At 64.4% G+C, this 14,889-nt stretch carries 17 protein-coding genes; 8 read left to right on the top strand and 9 right to left on the bottom strand.

Annotated features, from left to right (window positions below):
- Positions 1-35: 35 nt before the first annotated feature.
- Positions 36-605, top strand: a complete 570-nt coding sequence (locus tag QMX78_RS15435; protein ID WP_282271107.1) for a DUF4468 domain-containing protein — start codon at positions 36-38, stop codon at positions 603-605.
- Positions 606-704: 99 nt separating this feature from the next.
- Here the strand turns inward: QMX78_RS15435 and QMX78_RS15430 are convergent, their stop codons facing one another.
- Positions 705-1,214 carry a hypothetical protein gene (locus QMX78_RS15430; RefSeq protein WP_282271105.1) on the bottom strand — a complete coding sequence of 170 codons (510 nt, stop codon included), beginning with the start codon at positions 1,212-1,214 and terminating at the stop codon, positions 705-707.
- Between the two features lie 179 nt (positions 1,215-1,393).
- Here QMX78_RS15430 and QMX78_RS15425 point away from each other — a divergent pair, with 179 nt between their 5' ends.
- On the top strand, positions 1,394-2,101 hold the full coding sequence (locus QMX78_RS15425; RefSeq protein ID WP_282271103.1) for a DUF5343 domain-containing protein: 708 nt from the start codon (positions 1,394-1,396) through the stop codon (positions 2,099-2,101).
- Positions 2,102-2,106: 5 nt separating this feature from the next.
- Positions 2,107-2,619, top strand: a complete 513-nt coding sequence (locus QMX78_RS15420) for a hypothetical protein (RefSeq protein WP_282271102.1) — start codon at positions 2,107-2,109, stop codon at positions 2,617-2,619.
- A 141-nt stretch (positions 2,620-2,760) separates the two neighbouring features.
- Here QMX78_RS15420 and QMX78_RS15415 read toward each other — a convergent pair whose 3' ends face one another.
- Positions 2,761-3,042, bottom strand: a complete 282-nt coding sequence (locus tag QMX78_RS15415; RefSeq protein ID WP_282271101.1) for a hypothetical protein — start codon at positions 3,040-3,042, stop codon at positions 2,761-2,763.
- On the bottom strand, positions 3,035-3,760 hold the full coding sequence (locus QMX78_RS15410) for a hypothetical protein (protein ID WP_282271099.1): 726 nt from the start codon (positions 3,758-3,760) through the stop codon (positions 3,035-3,037). The genes QMX78_RS15415 and QMX78_RS15410 overlap by 8 nt, the downstream gene beginning before the upstream one ends.
- A gap of 319 nt (positions 3,761-4,079) precedes the next feature.
- On the opposite strand from QMX78_RS15410, the gene QMX78_RS15405 reads away from it, so the two are divergent.
- Positions 4,080-4,289, top strand: coding sequence for a hypothetical protein (locus QMX78_RS15405; protein WP_282271097.1), 210 nt, complete (start codon positions 4,080-4,082; stop codon positions 4,287-4,289).
- A 10-nt stretch (positions 4,290-4,299) separates the two neighbouring features.
- Here QMX78_RS15405 and QMX78_RS15400 read toward each other — a convergent pair whose 3' ends face one another.
- From QMX78_RS15400 to QMX78_RS15375, 6 genes are all read right to left on the bottom strand, one after another.
- Positions 4,300-4,758 (bottom strand): hypothetical protein, encoded by a 459-nt coding sequence (locus QMX78_RS15400; RefSeq protein WP_343239281.1) that lies wholly within the window; start codon positions 4,756-4,758, stop codon positions 4,300-4,302.
- Positions 4,709-4,954, bottom strand: coding sequence for a hypothetical protein (locus tag QMX78_RS15395; RefSeq protein ID WP_282271093.1), 246 nt, complete (start codon positions 4,952-4,954; stop codon positions 4,709-4,711). The genes QMX78_RS15400 and QMX78_RS15395 overlap by 50 nt, the downstream gene beginning before the upstream one ends.
- Positions 4,947-5,447, bottom strand: a complete 501-nt coding sequence (locus QMX78_RS15390) for a hypothetical protein (RefSeq protein WP_282271091.1) — start codon at positions 5,445-5,447, stop codon at positions 4,947-4,949. The genes QMX78_RS15395 and QMX78_RS15390 overlap by 8 nt, the downstream gene beginning before the upstream one ends.
- A gap of 450 nt (positions 5,448-5,897) precedes the next feature.
- A complete protein-coding gene (locus QMX78_RS15385) occupies positions 5,898-7,925 on the bottom strand; it encodes an AAA family ATPase (RefSeq protein ID WP_282271088.1) in 2,028 nt (675 codons plus the stop codon).
- A gap of 2 nt (positions 7,926-7,927) precedes the next feature.
- On the bottom strand, positions 7,928-8,224 hold the full coding sequence (locus QMX78_RS15380; protein ID WP_116904700.1) for a helix-turn-helix domain-containing protein: 297 nt from the start codon (positions 8,222-8,224) through the stop codon (positions 7,928-7,930).
- 316 nt (positions 8,225-8,540) lie between these two features.
- Positions 8,541-9,725 carry a tyrosine-type recombinase/integrase gene (locus QMX78_RS15375; RefSeq protein WP_282271082.1) on the bottom strand — a complete coding sequence of 395 codons (1,185 nt, stop codon included), beginning with the start codon at positions 9,723-9,725 and terminating at the stop codon, positions 8,541-8,543.
- 844 nt (positions 9,726-10,569) lie between these two features.
- On the opposite strand from QMX78_RS15375, the gene cyoA reads away from it, so the two are divergent.
- The 4 genes from cyoA to cyoD are packed head-to-tail and all read left to right on the top strand — an operon-like array spanning position 10,570 to position 14,646.
- A complete protein-coding gene (gene cyoA, locus QMX78_RS15370) occupies positions 10,570-11,673 on the top strand; it encodes a ubiquinol oxidase subunit II (protein WP_282271080.1) in 1,104 nt (367 codons plus the stop codon).
- A gap of 2 nt (positions 11,674-11,675) precedes the next feature.
- Complete coding sequence (gene cyoB, locus QMX78_RS15365) at positions 11,676-13,673, top strand: cytochrome o ubiquinol oxidase subunit I (RefSeq protein ID WP_282271078.1); 1,998 nt, start codon at positions 11,676-11,678, stop codon at positions 13,671-13,673.
- 17 nt (positions 13,674-13,690) lie between these two features.
- On the top strand, positions 13,691-14,308 hold the full coding sequence (gene cyoC, locus QMX78_RS15360; protein WP_282271109.1) for a cytochrome o ubiquinol oxidase subunit III: 618 nt from the start codon (positions 13,691-13,693) through the stop codon (positions 14,306-14,308).
- Entirely contained in the window at positions 14,308-14,646 is a 339-nt protein-coding gene (gene cyoD, locus QMX78_RS15355; protein WP_282271076.1) for a cytochrome o ubiquinol oxidase subunit IV, read from the top strand. The genes cyoC and cyoD overlap by 1 nt, the downstream gene beginning before the upstream one ends.
- Positions 14,647-14,889 lie beyond the last annotated feature (243 nt).

The following is a 14,889-nucleotide window of genomic DNA, read 5'->3' as shown; positions in this document are numbered from 1 at the left end:
CATCGCAGGGTGGCTACTGACAGGTCATCGGGGGCATGGCATATCTGCGCTGGGGCACGTTCACAGAGGGGGAGCCTATGAAGTGGTTCGGGGTATTTATCGCGGCGTTTCTCTTGACGGCCGCATCGGGGCTGGCGTCGGCGAAGAGGGTGCCGCTTACGGAGGAGGACCGCACGGTCGTGCAGGTGTTCGAGGTGCCCGGCTACACGAAGAATCAGGTGTACAGCGCTGCGAGGATGTGGATCGCGGAGAACTTCAAGTCGGCGAAGGCCGTCATCGAGTATGAGAACAGGGACGAGGGGACGATTATCGGGAACGGGATCATCAACTATCCCTGTGGAGGCGCGTTCTCATGCATGGCGAAAGCGGACTGGACCGTTCCCTTCACCATGCGCGTGGAGTCGAAGGACGGTAGGTTCCGACTGACTTTCACCAACGTCCATCTCGCGTGGCCCGCGAGCTACGGGTCCGGCATAGTGACGCCAGCGCACGATGGCCCAGTAAACCAGCGCTCGGATATGGAGAAGATCGGGCCCGAACTGTTGAAGCTCGGGGAAAGAATCCAAGCGAGCATGGGCAACGCTGCGGCCTCCGACGATTGGTAGCCGCCTGATCCACCATCGGGACGCGATCGCGCACAAGGCGATGAAATGAAAGGGCCACCGCGAAGGTGGCCCTTTTTCGTACACGACCGGAGAACGCCGTCAGCCGTCGGATGGCTCGACCACGCGCACGGTGGACAGCGCCTCGGCTGACTGCTCCTCGTCCATGTCGGCTGGGTGGTGCTTCCGGCGGGGTGGCACCTCGACGCCCTTCTTGCGCATGTCGTTGGCATACCAGCGCACGCTCTTTGCTGTCGCGGCCGCGCCCTCGATCTGCGCGTTGACCATCTCGGCCACCAGCGCGTGCGGAAAGCCCGTAGGGTCCATCAGGATCGCACGTGCGAGCGCGCCGACGCCGAGACCGCGCGGCTTCTTCTCGGTGGCCTCGGGCGCTTCGGCGACCTCGGCCTTCGGCTGTGCGCGCTTCTCGGTCACCTTGGGCTTCTTCGGCTGCCCGGGCGCGGCCAGGTCGATGTTCTTGTCGGCCGCGATCTGCTCGATCCGCGCGACTAGCTTCGTCCTCGTCGCGAAAGTCTTGGGTCCCGCTGGCTTGTCTGCGATCCGGTTGTGCAGGGCCAGCAGTTCCTTGGTGGGTATTGCTTCCAGCTTCATGGCGTTCTCCTACGTGTTGGTGGACACGTAGGCATTAGGTCGCGGTTCGCTGGACACGGGAGCCCCCTGTAGGTGCTTTTCTTTCTCAGGTATTGAGACTCCCTGCGTTCAATATGCTGGCGTGGTAAAAGTATGTAAAGAACGGGCCGGGTGGGCCCAGCACGCCGAGGGGGATTGGAATGGCAGAAGAGAAGAAGGGTTACCCGAAGATTCCACGCAACAACTGGTTCCTGCTGCGGGAGAAGTTCAAGCAGCGGACCCCCGAGAGGGTGTCTCCCAGTTACGTTGCCACAGCCCTCGGGATGAGCGAGGCATCGGCCAGCGCGAACATCATCCCGCCGCTCAGGGCCTTTGGGCTGATCGGCGAGGACAACAAGCCGACAGACCTAGCCTACGACTGGCGGGACGACACCAAGTACGCAGAGGTGTGCGAGAAGATCTTCGAGAAGGTGTACCCGCAGGAGCTTCGAGACATCTTCCATGATCCGCAGAACATCGACATCAAGGCCGTCGAGGCCTGGTTCGCTAGAGATGCGAAGGTGGGCCAGGCCGCCGCCAGGGCGTATGGCGCAACCTTCGCAATGCTGCTCGAGGCGGACGTGTCCAAGGCGAAGGAGCAGAAGGCTGCCAAGCCGAAGAACGGCACTGACAAGCCCAAGGCAGCGAAGACACCCGCGCCCACGAAGAAGGCGGTACCACCCCCTATAGAGAAGACCGCGCCGCCTCCACCTCCGCCAGTTGTTGAGACGCATGGCACAGGAGGCAAGCCTGTCTTCAGCCCGAAGCTGCACGTGGACATTCAGATCCACATCTCGCCCGACAGCAGCCCAGAGCAGATCGAGAAGATCTTCGAGAGCATGGCAAAGCACCTGCCTCTCAAGGGGTAGGCTGAATGGACATCGAGAGCGCGCTGGGCGGCGTCAGGCAGCTGCGGGACGCGGTCAGAGAGAGGAACCCGCCCCCTGAGGAAGGCGCACCAAGCCCCGACGATCATGTCGTGATGTTCTCGCTGGTCAGGAACTCCCGCGGGTACATCGAGCGAGTCGTGCACCAGATAAACGGGGCGTACGCCAGTGGCTGGTACGACGCCTGCGCGGTAATGATTCGGCGACTGGTAGAGACGCTCATCATCGAGTCCTTTGAGAAGCATGGAATCTCTGACAAGATCAAGGGCGCGAGCGGAGATTTCCTGTTCTTGCGTGACCTGATAACGGTCACACTTGCGGAGACTTCCTGGAACTTGAGCAGAAATACTAAGCAGGCGCTCCCCCGCCTGAAAGATGTAGGTGACCTTTCGGCTCACAGCCGACGTTACATTGCGCAGAGGAAGGACATAGACAAGCTAGTACAGGACCTCAGGGTCGTGGTCCAGGAGCTTGTAACCGTCGCAGAGTTGAAAAGATAGGACTAAGCGCCTGATAGCCTGTCGGTGGGTAGGACTACCTAAGCCCATGAAAAAGAAGGGATGCCCGTCAGGACATCCCTCCGAAACACGGCCGGACCACCATGTCTTCCGGGCACCCTGGCCCGGCCGCGTTTGCCGGGGTCAGGCCGGGAGGAAGGCTAGGTGGGCCATCCCCGACCCTAGGGCGTCCGCCCTGCGCTTGGTCTCGCGGTCCACGTACAGGTCCAAGGCGCGGCAGTAGGGCTGCCCGGCCAGCGCCGCGGCCTCGTCGAACTCCTCGGAGCCGACGGCCACGCCGTTGCGGGCGGCGGCGGCCTCAAGCTCGGGGAACGGGTCGCACCTGTGCTGCATCGCCGCGACCAGCGCGGCAAGGGCCAGCATCGCCGGGTGGCACGCGGGGTAGTGGGCGCGTCGGTCAGTCATCGCCGTCGCCCCCGATCAGGTCGTGGTCGATGTCGCGCTCGCGCATCGCGAGCTGCACCGCGCCGAGGGGGTTGCTCTTGCCGGCGTTCCAGGCGCGGATGGCGACCAGGATGCCCTGGAGGCGCGCGTCGCCCAGCTTGATGTACTCCTGCACCTTCAGGAAGTCGTCCTGCTTCATCGCGGTCGCCAGCTCGACCGGGCCGACCGGGCGGTCCTTGGTGGGCAGGCGGTCGATCAGGGACAGCACGGCCGAGCCCAGGGCCACGTTGCCCGTGCCGACGGCGACCTGGGCCATGTGGCCGAGCTCGGCCGGACCGGCGTGCTGGAGCTGCTGGAGGTACTCGGTGCGCTTGGGGTCGCCCAGCGCGGCGCGGGCCAGGACCTTCGCCGGGGAGTCGTAGAACTGGCGCTGGCCAATGAGCTGCGCGTGCGGCGCGCCAGCGTCCTTGATGATCTTGTCGAGCTCGGCCCGGGAGTTGTCCTTGATCTCGCGGACGGTGGCGAGTGTCTCGTTCTCGGCGAAGCGCGCGAGATCGCCGCCCGACAGGCCGGGGGCGCTCTTCCAGCGCGCGGCGATCTGCTGCTTGCGGGTCGCGATGTCGGCCTGGAGGCGCTCGATCGTCTTGACGGTGCGCTTGTGCAGCAGGTCGAGGGTCGAGGCGAGCTCGCCGATCTGCTGGGTGCTGAGGAGGGGGGTGTCGCTGAGGGTGATCTTCATGGCTCGTGTGCTCCGGTGGGTTGTGGTCCTCCGGTCGCCTGTCACGAGCGAGTGCACCAAGCCGAGGCGCTGGTCACGCGCGCCTGTGCGCTGACCGGATGCCTGCAATGTGTCGCGGAGCGTTGGGCGCGAACGCCATCGTTCTCCGGACGTGTTCCCCCGGAGCTGCCGCCGCAACTGCGGCTTGCGATTCATGGGCTTGGCGTCGCGTCGCCCGCCGATGGAATGTCAGAGGGCTGAAGCCGTCGCAGGATTTGAGACCTGGTTCCGCTTCACTACCCCTGCAACATTCCGTTGCCGCCCCGCATAGGACCTAGCAATGAGCACCACTCAAGTCGGCGTCAAATGCTCTTGCGGAAGTGACAAGTTCGAGATGCCCAAGAACCCGAAGGCTTCGGACACGATCAAGTGCTCAAGGTGCGGAGCGAGCGGCACGTACGGCAACGTGATGCGGCAGGCGACCTCGCAGGCCAAGACCGCCGTCGAGAAGCAGCTCAAGGACATGCTCCGCAAGGCGGGCTTCAAGTGACGGCGCAGGGTTAGGCGTCCTTGGCCGGCGCGCTGCCCAGCCCACCGCACTCCTCGCACAGGCGCACGCGCACCACGTCCTCAGAGAAGGTGAAGCGCCCGCAGCACATGCAGCGGAGCCATCCGATGCTGCGCACGACCTTGGGCGGGTCGAAGTTTGGATCCATCACGGGGGCGCGTCGCGCGCCGTTGTCGTTCGGCCACGGCTCGGATTCGATGAGGGGCTTGGCGATCCGCCGCTCGTCGAAGGACCCGAAGTGCCTGCGCGGGCCTGGCGTCGCGCCGAGCCAGCGATAGCTGGGCCACTTGTCGGAGTGGCACCGGCCGTTCACTGCGGTGATGCTCAGGCCGACCGCCTCGGCCGCCCGTCTGGCCGAGGGGTATCGCACTCCGTCCACCTCGACAGCGACCGCGTGCCCGTTAGTCCCCGCGGTTGACGCTGCCGTTTGCACGGGTACCCTCGTACTCATGCGACATGCGCTCCCAGGTGGCGACGTCGAGCCTCGGCACCGGGCCGATGCACGTCATCTCCGACTTGCGGGCCAGCGCGTCGCGCCCGCTCAGGGATGCCACGGTCTCGGGCGCGGTGCTCTGGATCGCGTCCAGCATCCCGTCGATCTGGGCGACCTGCTGGAGCGCCTCGGCGACGCTCAGGTTCTCACTCATCGTCCTGCTCCTTGTTAGCGTTGTACTTGCCCAGCAGCGCGACGAGCTGCGCGCGCTCCTCGGTCGGCATGCGGAGCAGCCCCTCCGCAGAAAGCCCGGTGTCCTCGACCTTGACGCGCAGGCGCTCGGCCATCTCGTCGCCGTAGTGGAACTTGAGCATCACCTCCAGCAGGCGGTCGCTGTGCTTCTTCACCGTGAGCGCGCGTTCCTCACCTGTGTGTGGGTCGCGCGCCGTCGAGACTTGGCCCTGGTAGATGACGGGCTCGTCCACGCCGACTACCGCGCGCCTGTACGCCTCCTCCAGCAGGGCATCCATCGCGATCTGGATGGACTGCTCCCAGCGGCGCCTGAAGTCCAGGTCGTTCTGCTTGTACTCGAACGCGAGGCGCCTGGAGATGCCGCACACCTGGGCCGCCTGCTTCGGCGACGCGGTGTCCTCCAGAATCTGAAGGAACAGCTCCTGCACCTCGGGGGTGAACTTCTTCGTGGCCACGGCCCGACTCCCGAAAGGTGGTGTTGAACTTGATCGTGCCGTGTCATGCGCGCGAGGCACGCCAGCACTTGTTCTTTCGGATCAGCCGCTTGGGATGCGTCGGCCCTCGAATCGATGATTAGGCGGCCTGGTTCCTCGCGCGTGAGGGAGAGGTCTGGCGCGCGGTTGGACGCATCCGTCCACGTGTTTTCGATGACGTGGAGGGGTTCGGTTTTCGATTGTCGGTCTGATTGTCACGTTCGTCGTCTATAGACTGACGAACGCCGTGACAATCGAATCCGCCAGTGACTTTCGCTTTGACAATCGAGTGGCCGAAAGCGGCCTAAGTGCTTGCCGCACTTAGATTGTCGCGCTGACAATCGAAACTGACTTTCGGCGACAATCTGATTGTCACTGGGCGCGAAAATCGAACTCCGAAAGTCGCGCCCCGTGACAATCGAAATCGCGCTTTCACCCCTCCGTCCTGACCAGGATTCCGAGCTTCGGGTTGCGGGGATCGATCGGCTCCAGCCACACCATGAACCCGTCGATAGACGCCCTAGCGTTGCTGCGTCCGTCGGGCACAGCCTGCTCGATCTTTCGCCTTGCCGTCTTGTCGGAGACGCCGTCCCGCTCGCAGATGATCGCGGCCATCTCCTTCAGCGGGATGCTGCCGCCGCGCTCGTTCGCTTCCTGGCGCGCCAGCTCCAGGATCGGGTCCATCCCACCGCCGAAGTCACCCGGCGCAGCGTCCATCACGGTGGGGCGCAGCACCAGGGAGTCGCCCACCTTCTCCATGTTGAAGCGCATCGGGGACTCGCGCTCGGCGTCCTTCTGCTTCTTCACCGCAACCTTGATCGATCTCCCGTCGCTGGCGCGCTCCACCTCCACCGTGGTGTCCATCGCGCCCAGCAGCGCCGAGCTGCCGCGCATGCCCTTGCCCAGGTCCTTGCCCGAGTGGTGCACCACGACCACCGTGGCGCCAGTGGCGTTGCGCAGCAGCTTCATGCTGGCGATGTAGCGGCCCATGTCCTTCGCCGAGTTCTCATCGGCGCCGGCTGCGGTCTGGTTCAGGGTGTCGATGACGACCAGGCGCAGCGGGCCAAGCTCGTCGGCCACGGCCTGGGCGAACGCGCGTGCGCCGCCATCCTTCTCTGCCGCTAGGTTCAGGTCATCGCGCATCAGGTGCAGGTCGAACCTTCGGCCCTGGGCGCACCTGTCCAGCTTCCAGGCGCGGAAGCGCTTGCCCAGGCCGGGTGCACCCTCCGCAGCGATGTACAGGACGCCGCCACGCTCGACCTCCCGTCCGTGCCAGTCGATGCCGCCCGCGATGGCCATCGACATGTCCACGGCGAGGAACGACTTGCCGGACTCCGGCGCGCCGTAGATGGCTGCGAGGCTGCCCTCGGTCAGCACGCCGGGCACCAGCCACCTCGGGGGCGGCAGCGCCTCCACGTCGTCCAGTGACAGGAAATTCCAGCGGCTGCGCTCGTCGGCGGGTTCGACTTCGTCCCACACGTCGAAGTCGCCGGCCGCGTCGGGCGGTGCGATGTCGGTTCCTGCCTCGTTGAGGTGGCGGCGCAGGGTCGCGATGGTCACGGCGCCGTCGCGGTCGGCGTGCAGCGAGTCCCATCGACGCCCGACGATCCAATCGTGGTCGGCGTAGCTCGGGTCCGACGTGGACCAGGCGATGAACTCCTGCCGCGCCTCGCCGTCGGTGGCGTGATGGCAGGCCATCATCAGTTCCAGCCAGCGCTCGTGGTTTTGATAGTCGGTCGGTTCTAGGTGCTCCAGCGAGTCGGCGAGCTGTTCCGGGTTGATCTCACCGGCGCCCGCGCTGCGCTTCCTCTCTGGCCTGCGCGCCGCCTCGACCAGTCGTGCGGGCAAGTCCGGCATGTCGCCCAATTGGGGCGAGTCCGGCGCCCACTGGTACAGGCCGCCGGTCGGGTGCACCGAGCCGGGGATGACGACCTGGCGGCCGAGCGACTTGAACTCGACGCCCTCGAAGCCGTCCAGGCTGTCCAGCAGCACGGCGCCTGCGGGTTTGAGGAAGTAGTAGTGGTGGCCGGGGTGGTCCAGGTTGCCGGTCAGGACGTGCGGTGCCGATGCGAGTGGCAGACCGAAGGCCGCTGCCAGCTCGGCCAGGCTGTCGCGCCCCGCCGGGAAGTTGCGCGGGTCCACGTCCACGACGACCACCTCTGCGGGCAGGCGCACGCCCAGGTTCAGGCCGTCGCGCCTCGCGCGCTCCAGCACCTCGCCCCGGTCGTAGCTGCGATCCTGCCAGCGCTTGTCGGCGGGCATCTTGTCGCGGCGGCGCAGGGGGATCAGGTCGAGGCGGGCGCGGCGGTAGTCGGTCGCGGCCTCAAATGATGGCGTCGCGACAGCAGACCCCACGGCATCATTAATCCCGTGAGTCCTGGACAGCTCACTCTCCCGGTCGGTTGTACCCCTGCGCCCACGGTCTTGCACGCCGTGGGCGTTTTCTTTTGTCGCATCCATGGTCAGCCCTCCGCGTTCGCGGTGCGCGCTGCCAGCATCGCGGTCGCGGCGCGCCGGACCCCTGCACCCATCGGCTGGCCCTTCGCGTAGTCGCGCAGGTCGCCCAGGCGGTAGCGGATCAGCTTCGGGCCTACGCGGGTGAACTTCGGGCCGCCGCCCTCGCATCGGTACCACGCGAGGGTGCCGTACTTCAGGCGCAGGAAGGCCGCCGCCTCCTGGGCAGTCAGCAGCGAGTCGTCGGGTAGTGCGTGGAGCTCGGCGAGCTCCGCGGGTGAGAACTTCTTGGGTTCGTATGCCATCTTCTGGACTCCGTGCAGGTGCGATCCCCGCACAGCGACGTGCCTTGCGGGGACTGCCTGCTTTGCGTCGCAGAGATGGACCCGTTTGCTCCCCTCAGTCGGCGGGGCGGGTCTCGGTCTTGTAGGCCACCGAAAGCCTGGCGTCGGCGGCTGGTGGCGCCGACGAATCAAATACTGCCAGAGGTGTTTGCGCGTTGATACCAGCATTGCACCCGGACTCCCCGGTGAGTCCGGGTCGTCCGGTTTCGTCCGGGTTGCTCGGTATCAGGCCGTGCGGACCCCGACGCGACACGGGCCGCCTGGTGAGGCCGTGCGGCTACTCCTTGGGCCTCGGCGGCCAGGTTCCGGGTTCGTGCTCAAGGCCGAGCTGTTCGAGGATGTAGCGCGACGCCGTCTCCTGGTGCTTGCGCAGGTGCTCGGGGCCGACGTGGATGTAGCCCATCGTGACGTTGCTCGCCGCGTGGTTGAGCAGGTACTTCAGCTCAAGCAGCGGGACGCCCGCCTGCACCGCCAGCGTGGCGAACGTGTGCCGCAGGGCGTGCCCCGTGAGGCCGTCCAGCTCGTGCTGCGCGACCTCGGCGACGTGCCCCGACTTCGACTCGGCGGGGAACAGCCACGGCGTCTTTCGGTGGAGGCGCGGGTTCTCCTCGACGCGGTTGCCGAGCAGGTCGGCGAGCGGCCCTGACAGCGGCAGGTCGAACGCTCGGGTCGATCCGCCCTTGGGCTTGGGCACGTGCAGGCGCCCTGAGGCGAGGTCCAGGTCCGAGGCGCGGGCCTCGCATGCCGACGTGCGTCGCATGCCCGTGAGTACCATGAACAGGTGCAGGTCGCGCCGCACCGGGTGGAGGCCGAGCACCGCCTTGCCCCACGCCCTGAGCCTGTCCGCGGGGGCGTCCACCTTGCGCCGCCGCAGCCCGTGGTAATCAACGTTCCCGCAGGGGTTCGGCGGCAGGTCCGGGTGCTCTCGCAGGCCGCGGTTGTACACGGCGCGGAAGATGCGGAAGGCGTTGTCCGCCGAGGGCGCGCCGTGCCGCTCGGTGATGCGGCGGTGCCTGTCGCGCACGCCCGAACGGTCCGCACCGAGCTCGGCCAGTGGGCGGTCGAGCCAGTCGGACAGGTACTGCTCGCAGTTGTAGCGGTAGTCGTCCTTGGTCCTCGGGGACAGCGGCTTGGCCGCAAGGTGGAGGTCGAGCGCCTCGCGCAGGGTGATCCCGCGAGCGCGCGCCCGGCGGCGCTCCTCGTTCGGGTTGACCCCGCCGCGCATGCCGACCAGCGTCTGCCGTGCGGCGTCGCGGGCCTGCTTGGCGTCCATCGCCGGGTGGTCGCCCAGCTTCGTCCTGACCTGTCGGCCGTTGACGAGGGACTGCACGTAGAAGCTGCGCTTGGTGGGGGTGACGATGAGGTAGAACCCCCTCATCTCGGTGTCGGCGTACAGGACCGACTTGCCCGGCTCGGGCCGGGTCGCCCTCTCGACGAGGGACTGGGTGATCTTCGACTTCATGCTGGCTCCGTGGGTGGCGGGGCCACGGCACGGACACGGTTTCGCACCACAAGGTGCCGTGTTCAGACGCGCCGTAAGTGCCCCTGAAGCCTCATTAGGTCGCGGTTTTTCCTTGATGTAAGCGCACTTAGGCCATCTGATACCAAATCATGGCACTGTGCGCACGCAGCGATTCGTAATGCGTAGGTCGTAGGTTCGATTCCTATTTCCGGCACCAGATCAGGCTCGCCCCGCGCGGGCCTTTTCTGTGGGCGGCGCTGGGCTGGTGGCTTGCGTACAAACGGCTGGGTCGCTGCTGCAGTTGCCCGGCTGCTGGTGATGGCGTCGGCAATGCTGCGATGGGCGAGCTCAACCCAAGTGCTTGCGACCTCGGCGGGGCTTATCTTGCGGTTCGCTGTTGAACATGTGACGTCGCGTCATCGCGCCGGGTCGTCATCTTGCTCATAATCCTGAACGAGCCAGGCTGTCATGGATCTGCGGGCAGGCGCATACACTGATGTCAGGTGCGGGCCGGATGGGCAGCCTCGGGCCACATGAACGCGCTCGATGTCAGTGCTGAGTAGGGTGAAGTAGGGCCGAGCGCCGCCGCAATCAGTGGCGGGCTTTGCCGGATCTGTCCGATGCACGGCACAGGTGCGACAACGTGTCGCACGGAGTTGCCCGCTTTTGCTGCGCGAAATCATTGTCAATCCCTTTCTTAAGTGGTGTGTGAAGGCCTAAAATTGCGGGGCTGAAATCTGACAACCCCCTACATGTCTCCCCGGTGGGCAATCCCCGGGCGCTTGTTTGCGTTTGCATGTATGGGCTTGCCAGGTCCGGCTCTCCCTCGCAATTGGATCGACCGATGATTCCGTTGAAAACTCTTGGACGCTTTTTGCGTCCGGGCCTCATTGTCGCTATGGCCGTCATGATGACGGGCTGCGACTGGGCCCTGTTTGACCCCAAGGGCCAGATCGCCCGGGATGAACTCACGCTGCTGATCACCTGTACGGTGCTGATGTTGCTGGTGGTCATCCCAGTGATCGTGCTGACGCTGGTGTTCGCGTGGAAGTACCGCGCATCCAACACCAAGGCCCGTTACGAGCCCAACTGGTCTCACTCCACCGCCATCGAAGTGGTGGTCTGGTCGATCCCGTGCATGATCATCCTGGTCCTGGCCGTGCTGACCTGGCGTTCTTCGCATGCGCTGGATCCGTACAAGCCGCTGGAGTCCGATACCAAGCCGGTGGTGATCGAAGCGATCTCGCTGGACTGGAAGTGGCTGTTCGTCTACCCGGAAGAAAACATCGCCGTGGTCAACGAGCTGACCTTCCCGGTTGATGCCCCGCTGAACTTCAAGATCACCGCCGATACGGTGATGAATGCGTTCTTCATTCCGCATCTGGGCAGCATGATCTACTCGATGGCCGGCATGGAAACCAAGCTGCACCTGATCGCCAACGAGGCAGGCAGCTATGAAGGCCGCTCCTCGCATTACAGTGGTGCAGGCTTCAGCAAGATGCATTTCACCGCGCATGCGGTGAGCAACGAGGAATACCAGGCCTGGTTGGCCAAGGTGCGCGGCGATGCCAAGGTCATGGACCAGAAGGCATTTACCGAACTCACCACCGAGCAGAACCACGACTGGCACCCGGTGACCTACTACGGCACCACCGAGAAGGGCCTGTTCGACACCATCATTGCCAAGCACGCCGGTGAGAACCACCACTTCGGCATGAAGCACGATGGCAAGAAGATGTCGCACGAAGGTGCTGGCCACGAGGCCATGCAGGCCGAAGCCATGGACCACGCTGCGATGGGCCATGACGCGATGGACCACGCTGCCATGGGCTACGAGGCTCCTACCGCCGCTGCGCCTGCTGCCGCCACGGCTGACGGCCACGCCGGTCACACTGCCAACGAGCCCGCCGAAGCCGCACATGCCGGCCATGGCGCCTCGGGAGAATGACGATGCTTGGAAAACTCTCTCTTGATTCACTGCCGCACGATCCCATCGTGCTCACCACCCTCATCGGCGCGATGCTGGGCGGCCTGGCTGTTGTAGCCGCGGTCACCAAGTTCAAGCTGTGGGGCTACCTGTGGAAGGAGTGGTTCACCTCGGTGGACCACAAGAAGATCGGCGCGATGTACCTGATCGTGGCGTTCGTGATGCTGCTGCGCGGCTTCTCCGACGCGATCATGATGCGTGCCCAGCAGGCGGTTGCCGCTGGCGGTGCCGAAGGCTACCTGCCGCCACACCACTACGACCAGATCTTCACCGCCCACGGCGTGATCATGATCTTCTTCGTGGCCATGCCGCTGATCACCGGTTTGATGAACCTGGTGGTGCCGCTGCAGATTGGTGCCCGCGACGTTGCCTTCCCGTTCCTGAACTCGCTGAGCTTCTGGCTGTTCGTTGCAGGCTGCGGCCTGATGATGATCTCGCTGTGGATCGGTGAATTCGCCGCGACCGGCTGGTTGGCGTTCCCGCCCTTGTCAGGGTTGGAATACAGTCCAAGCGTAGGTATGGATTACTACATCTGGGCGCTGCAGGTCTCCGGCCTGGGTACCACGCTGAGCGGTATCAACTTCTTCATCACCATCCTCAAGATGCGTAGCCCGGGCATGAAGCTGATGCACATGCCGGTGTTCAGCTGGACCGCCCTGGTCACCAACCTGCTGATCATTGCTGCCTTCCCGGTGTTGACCATCACCCTGGTGCTGCTAACCCTGGACCGTTACCTGGGTACGCACTTCTTCACCAACGATGGTGGCGGCAACGCCATGCTGTACATCAACCTGATCTGGATCTGGGGCCACCCCGAGGTCTACATCCTGGTGCTGCCGGCATTCGGTGTGTTCTCTGAAGTGATCGCCACGTTCTCGCGCAAGACCCTGTTCGGTTACAAGGGCATGGTCTACGCCACCTGTGCGATCGGTGTGCTGTCGTTCCTGGTGTGGTTGCACCACTTCTTCACCATGGGCTCGGGTGCCAACGTCAATGCCTTCTTCGGCATCACGACGATGATCATCTCGATCCCGACCGGCGTGAAGATCTTCAACTGGCTGTTCACGATGTACCGCGGCCGCGTGCACTTCACCTCGCCGGTGTTGTGGACGATCGGCTTCATGGTCACCTTCACCATCGGCGGCATGACCGGCGTGATGTTGGCGATCCCGGCCATCGACTTCGTGCTGCACAACTCGCTGTTCCTGATTGCCCACTTCCACAACGTCATCATCGGCGGCGTGGTGTTCGGCATGTTTGCCGGTATCACTTACTGGTGGCCGAAGATGTTCGGCTTCACCTTGAATGAAACCTGGGGCAAGCGCGCGTTCTGGGGCTGGTTCATCGGCTTCTACGTGGCCTTCATGCCGCTGTACGCACTGGGCTTCATGGGTGCTACGCGTCGTATGCAGAGCTACCCGAACATGGACTACCAGCCGTACTTCATCGTTGCCGCTGTCGGCGCCGCGATCATTGCCCTCGGCATCCTGTGCCAGGTGATCCAGATCGCCGTGTCCATCCGCGACCGCAAGAAGAACGCTGACCTGACTGGCGATCCGTGGGATGCCCGTACCCTGGAGTGGGAAACCGCTTCCCCGGTGCAGTTCTACAACTTCGCTACCCTGCCCAAGGGTGAGGAGCTGGACGAATTCTGGCACCGCAAGCAGCGCGGCGAAGCCTGGCAGAAGCCGGCCAAGTACAGCGACATCCACATGCCGAAGAACACCGGCACTGGCGTTGTGATCGGCGCGTTCAGCCTGGTGCTGGGTTTTGCGATGGTCTGGCACATCTGGGTGCTGGCCATCATCGGCCTGGTCGGCATGATCGCCACCTTCATCTACCGTACCTTCGACAAGGACGTGGATTACTGGGTGCCGGCTGCCGAGGTGGAACGTATCGAGAACGAACACCGTAAGCACCTGGAAGCTCAGGGCTTGGTGAAGACCGAGGTGAAGGCATGAGCACGAACGCCCACACGATGACCCACGGTTCCGCAGCGCACGCTGCGGACCATGGCGATGACCATCACGAGCATCACGACACCAGCGAGAACACCGTCTTCGGTTTCTGGGTGTACCTGATGAGCGATCTGCTCATCTTCGCCACCCTGTTCGTGACGTATGTGGTTTTGTCCGGCGGCACCAATGGTGGCCCGTCGGCCAAGGACCTGTTCGAGCTGCCGTTCGTGGCGTGGGAAACCGCGCTGCTGCTGGTGTCCTCGCTGACCTTCGGCCTGGGCATGATCGCCATGCACCAGTCCAAGCAGGGCCTGATGTTCTTCTGGTTGGCCATCACCTGGCTGCTGGGTGCCGGCTTCATGGGCATGGAAATCTGGGAGTTCAACCACCTGATCCATAACGGCCACGGCCCGGACAAGAGTGCCTTCCTGTCGGCGTTCTTCGCCCTGGTGGGTACCCACGGTCTGCACGTGACCGCTGGTCTGCTGTGGTTGGCGGTGATGTTCGTCCAGCTCAAGCAGGATGGCCTGACCCCGCGCAACAAGACCCGCATGGCGTGCCTGAGCCTGTTCTGGCACTTCCTGGATCTGGTCTGGATTGGCGTGTTCTCTGTCGTTTATCTGTCGGGAGCGATGTAATGTCCGCACATGACAATCATGCACACGGTGCCGCTGGCGAGAGCCACGGCAGCGTCAAGTCTTACCTGATCGGCTTCGTGCTGGCAGCCGTGCTCACCATCATCCCGTTCTGGGTGGTGATGAGCGGTGGCATGTCCAGCTTCGCCACCGGCGCGGTGATCGTGGTTGCAGGCATTCTGCAGCTGCTGGTGCACCTGGTGTTCTTCCTGCACCTTGACCGTTCCTCGGCTGCCCGCTGGAACGTCAATGCCGGCATGTTCACCCTGGTGGTGATCGGCATCATCGTGCTGGGCACGCTGTGGGTCATGTGGAACATGAATCACCACATGATGCACTGAGCGGCTTGATCGCTTTGATGTTGAGCAAAGGCCGCCGCAAGGCGGCCTTTGTTTTGCGGCGTTACGTAGTGCCGAGCCATGCTCGGCAGAAGCCTTCCAAGCAACGCATCAGCCGCAGTTGTAGGAGCGGCGTAAGCCGCGAAGCAGATGGTCCTTCAGATCGCCGACAGCAGGGTGGTTTCGCCCAGCCCGGCTTCGGCGGGGTCGCCCCCCCCAAAACCCCGCTGGGCTTTGCCGGGGAGC

Source organism: Stenotrophomonas sp. PS02298 (assembly GCF_029959445.1).
Classification (GTDB): Bacteria; Pseudomonadota; Gammaproteobacteria; order Xanthomonadales; family Xanthomonadaceae; genus Stenotrophomonas.
The sequence above is the reverse complement of the archived record's forward strand: the minus strand, read 5'-3'. Positions and strand labels throughout refer to the sequence as shown.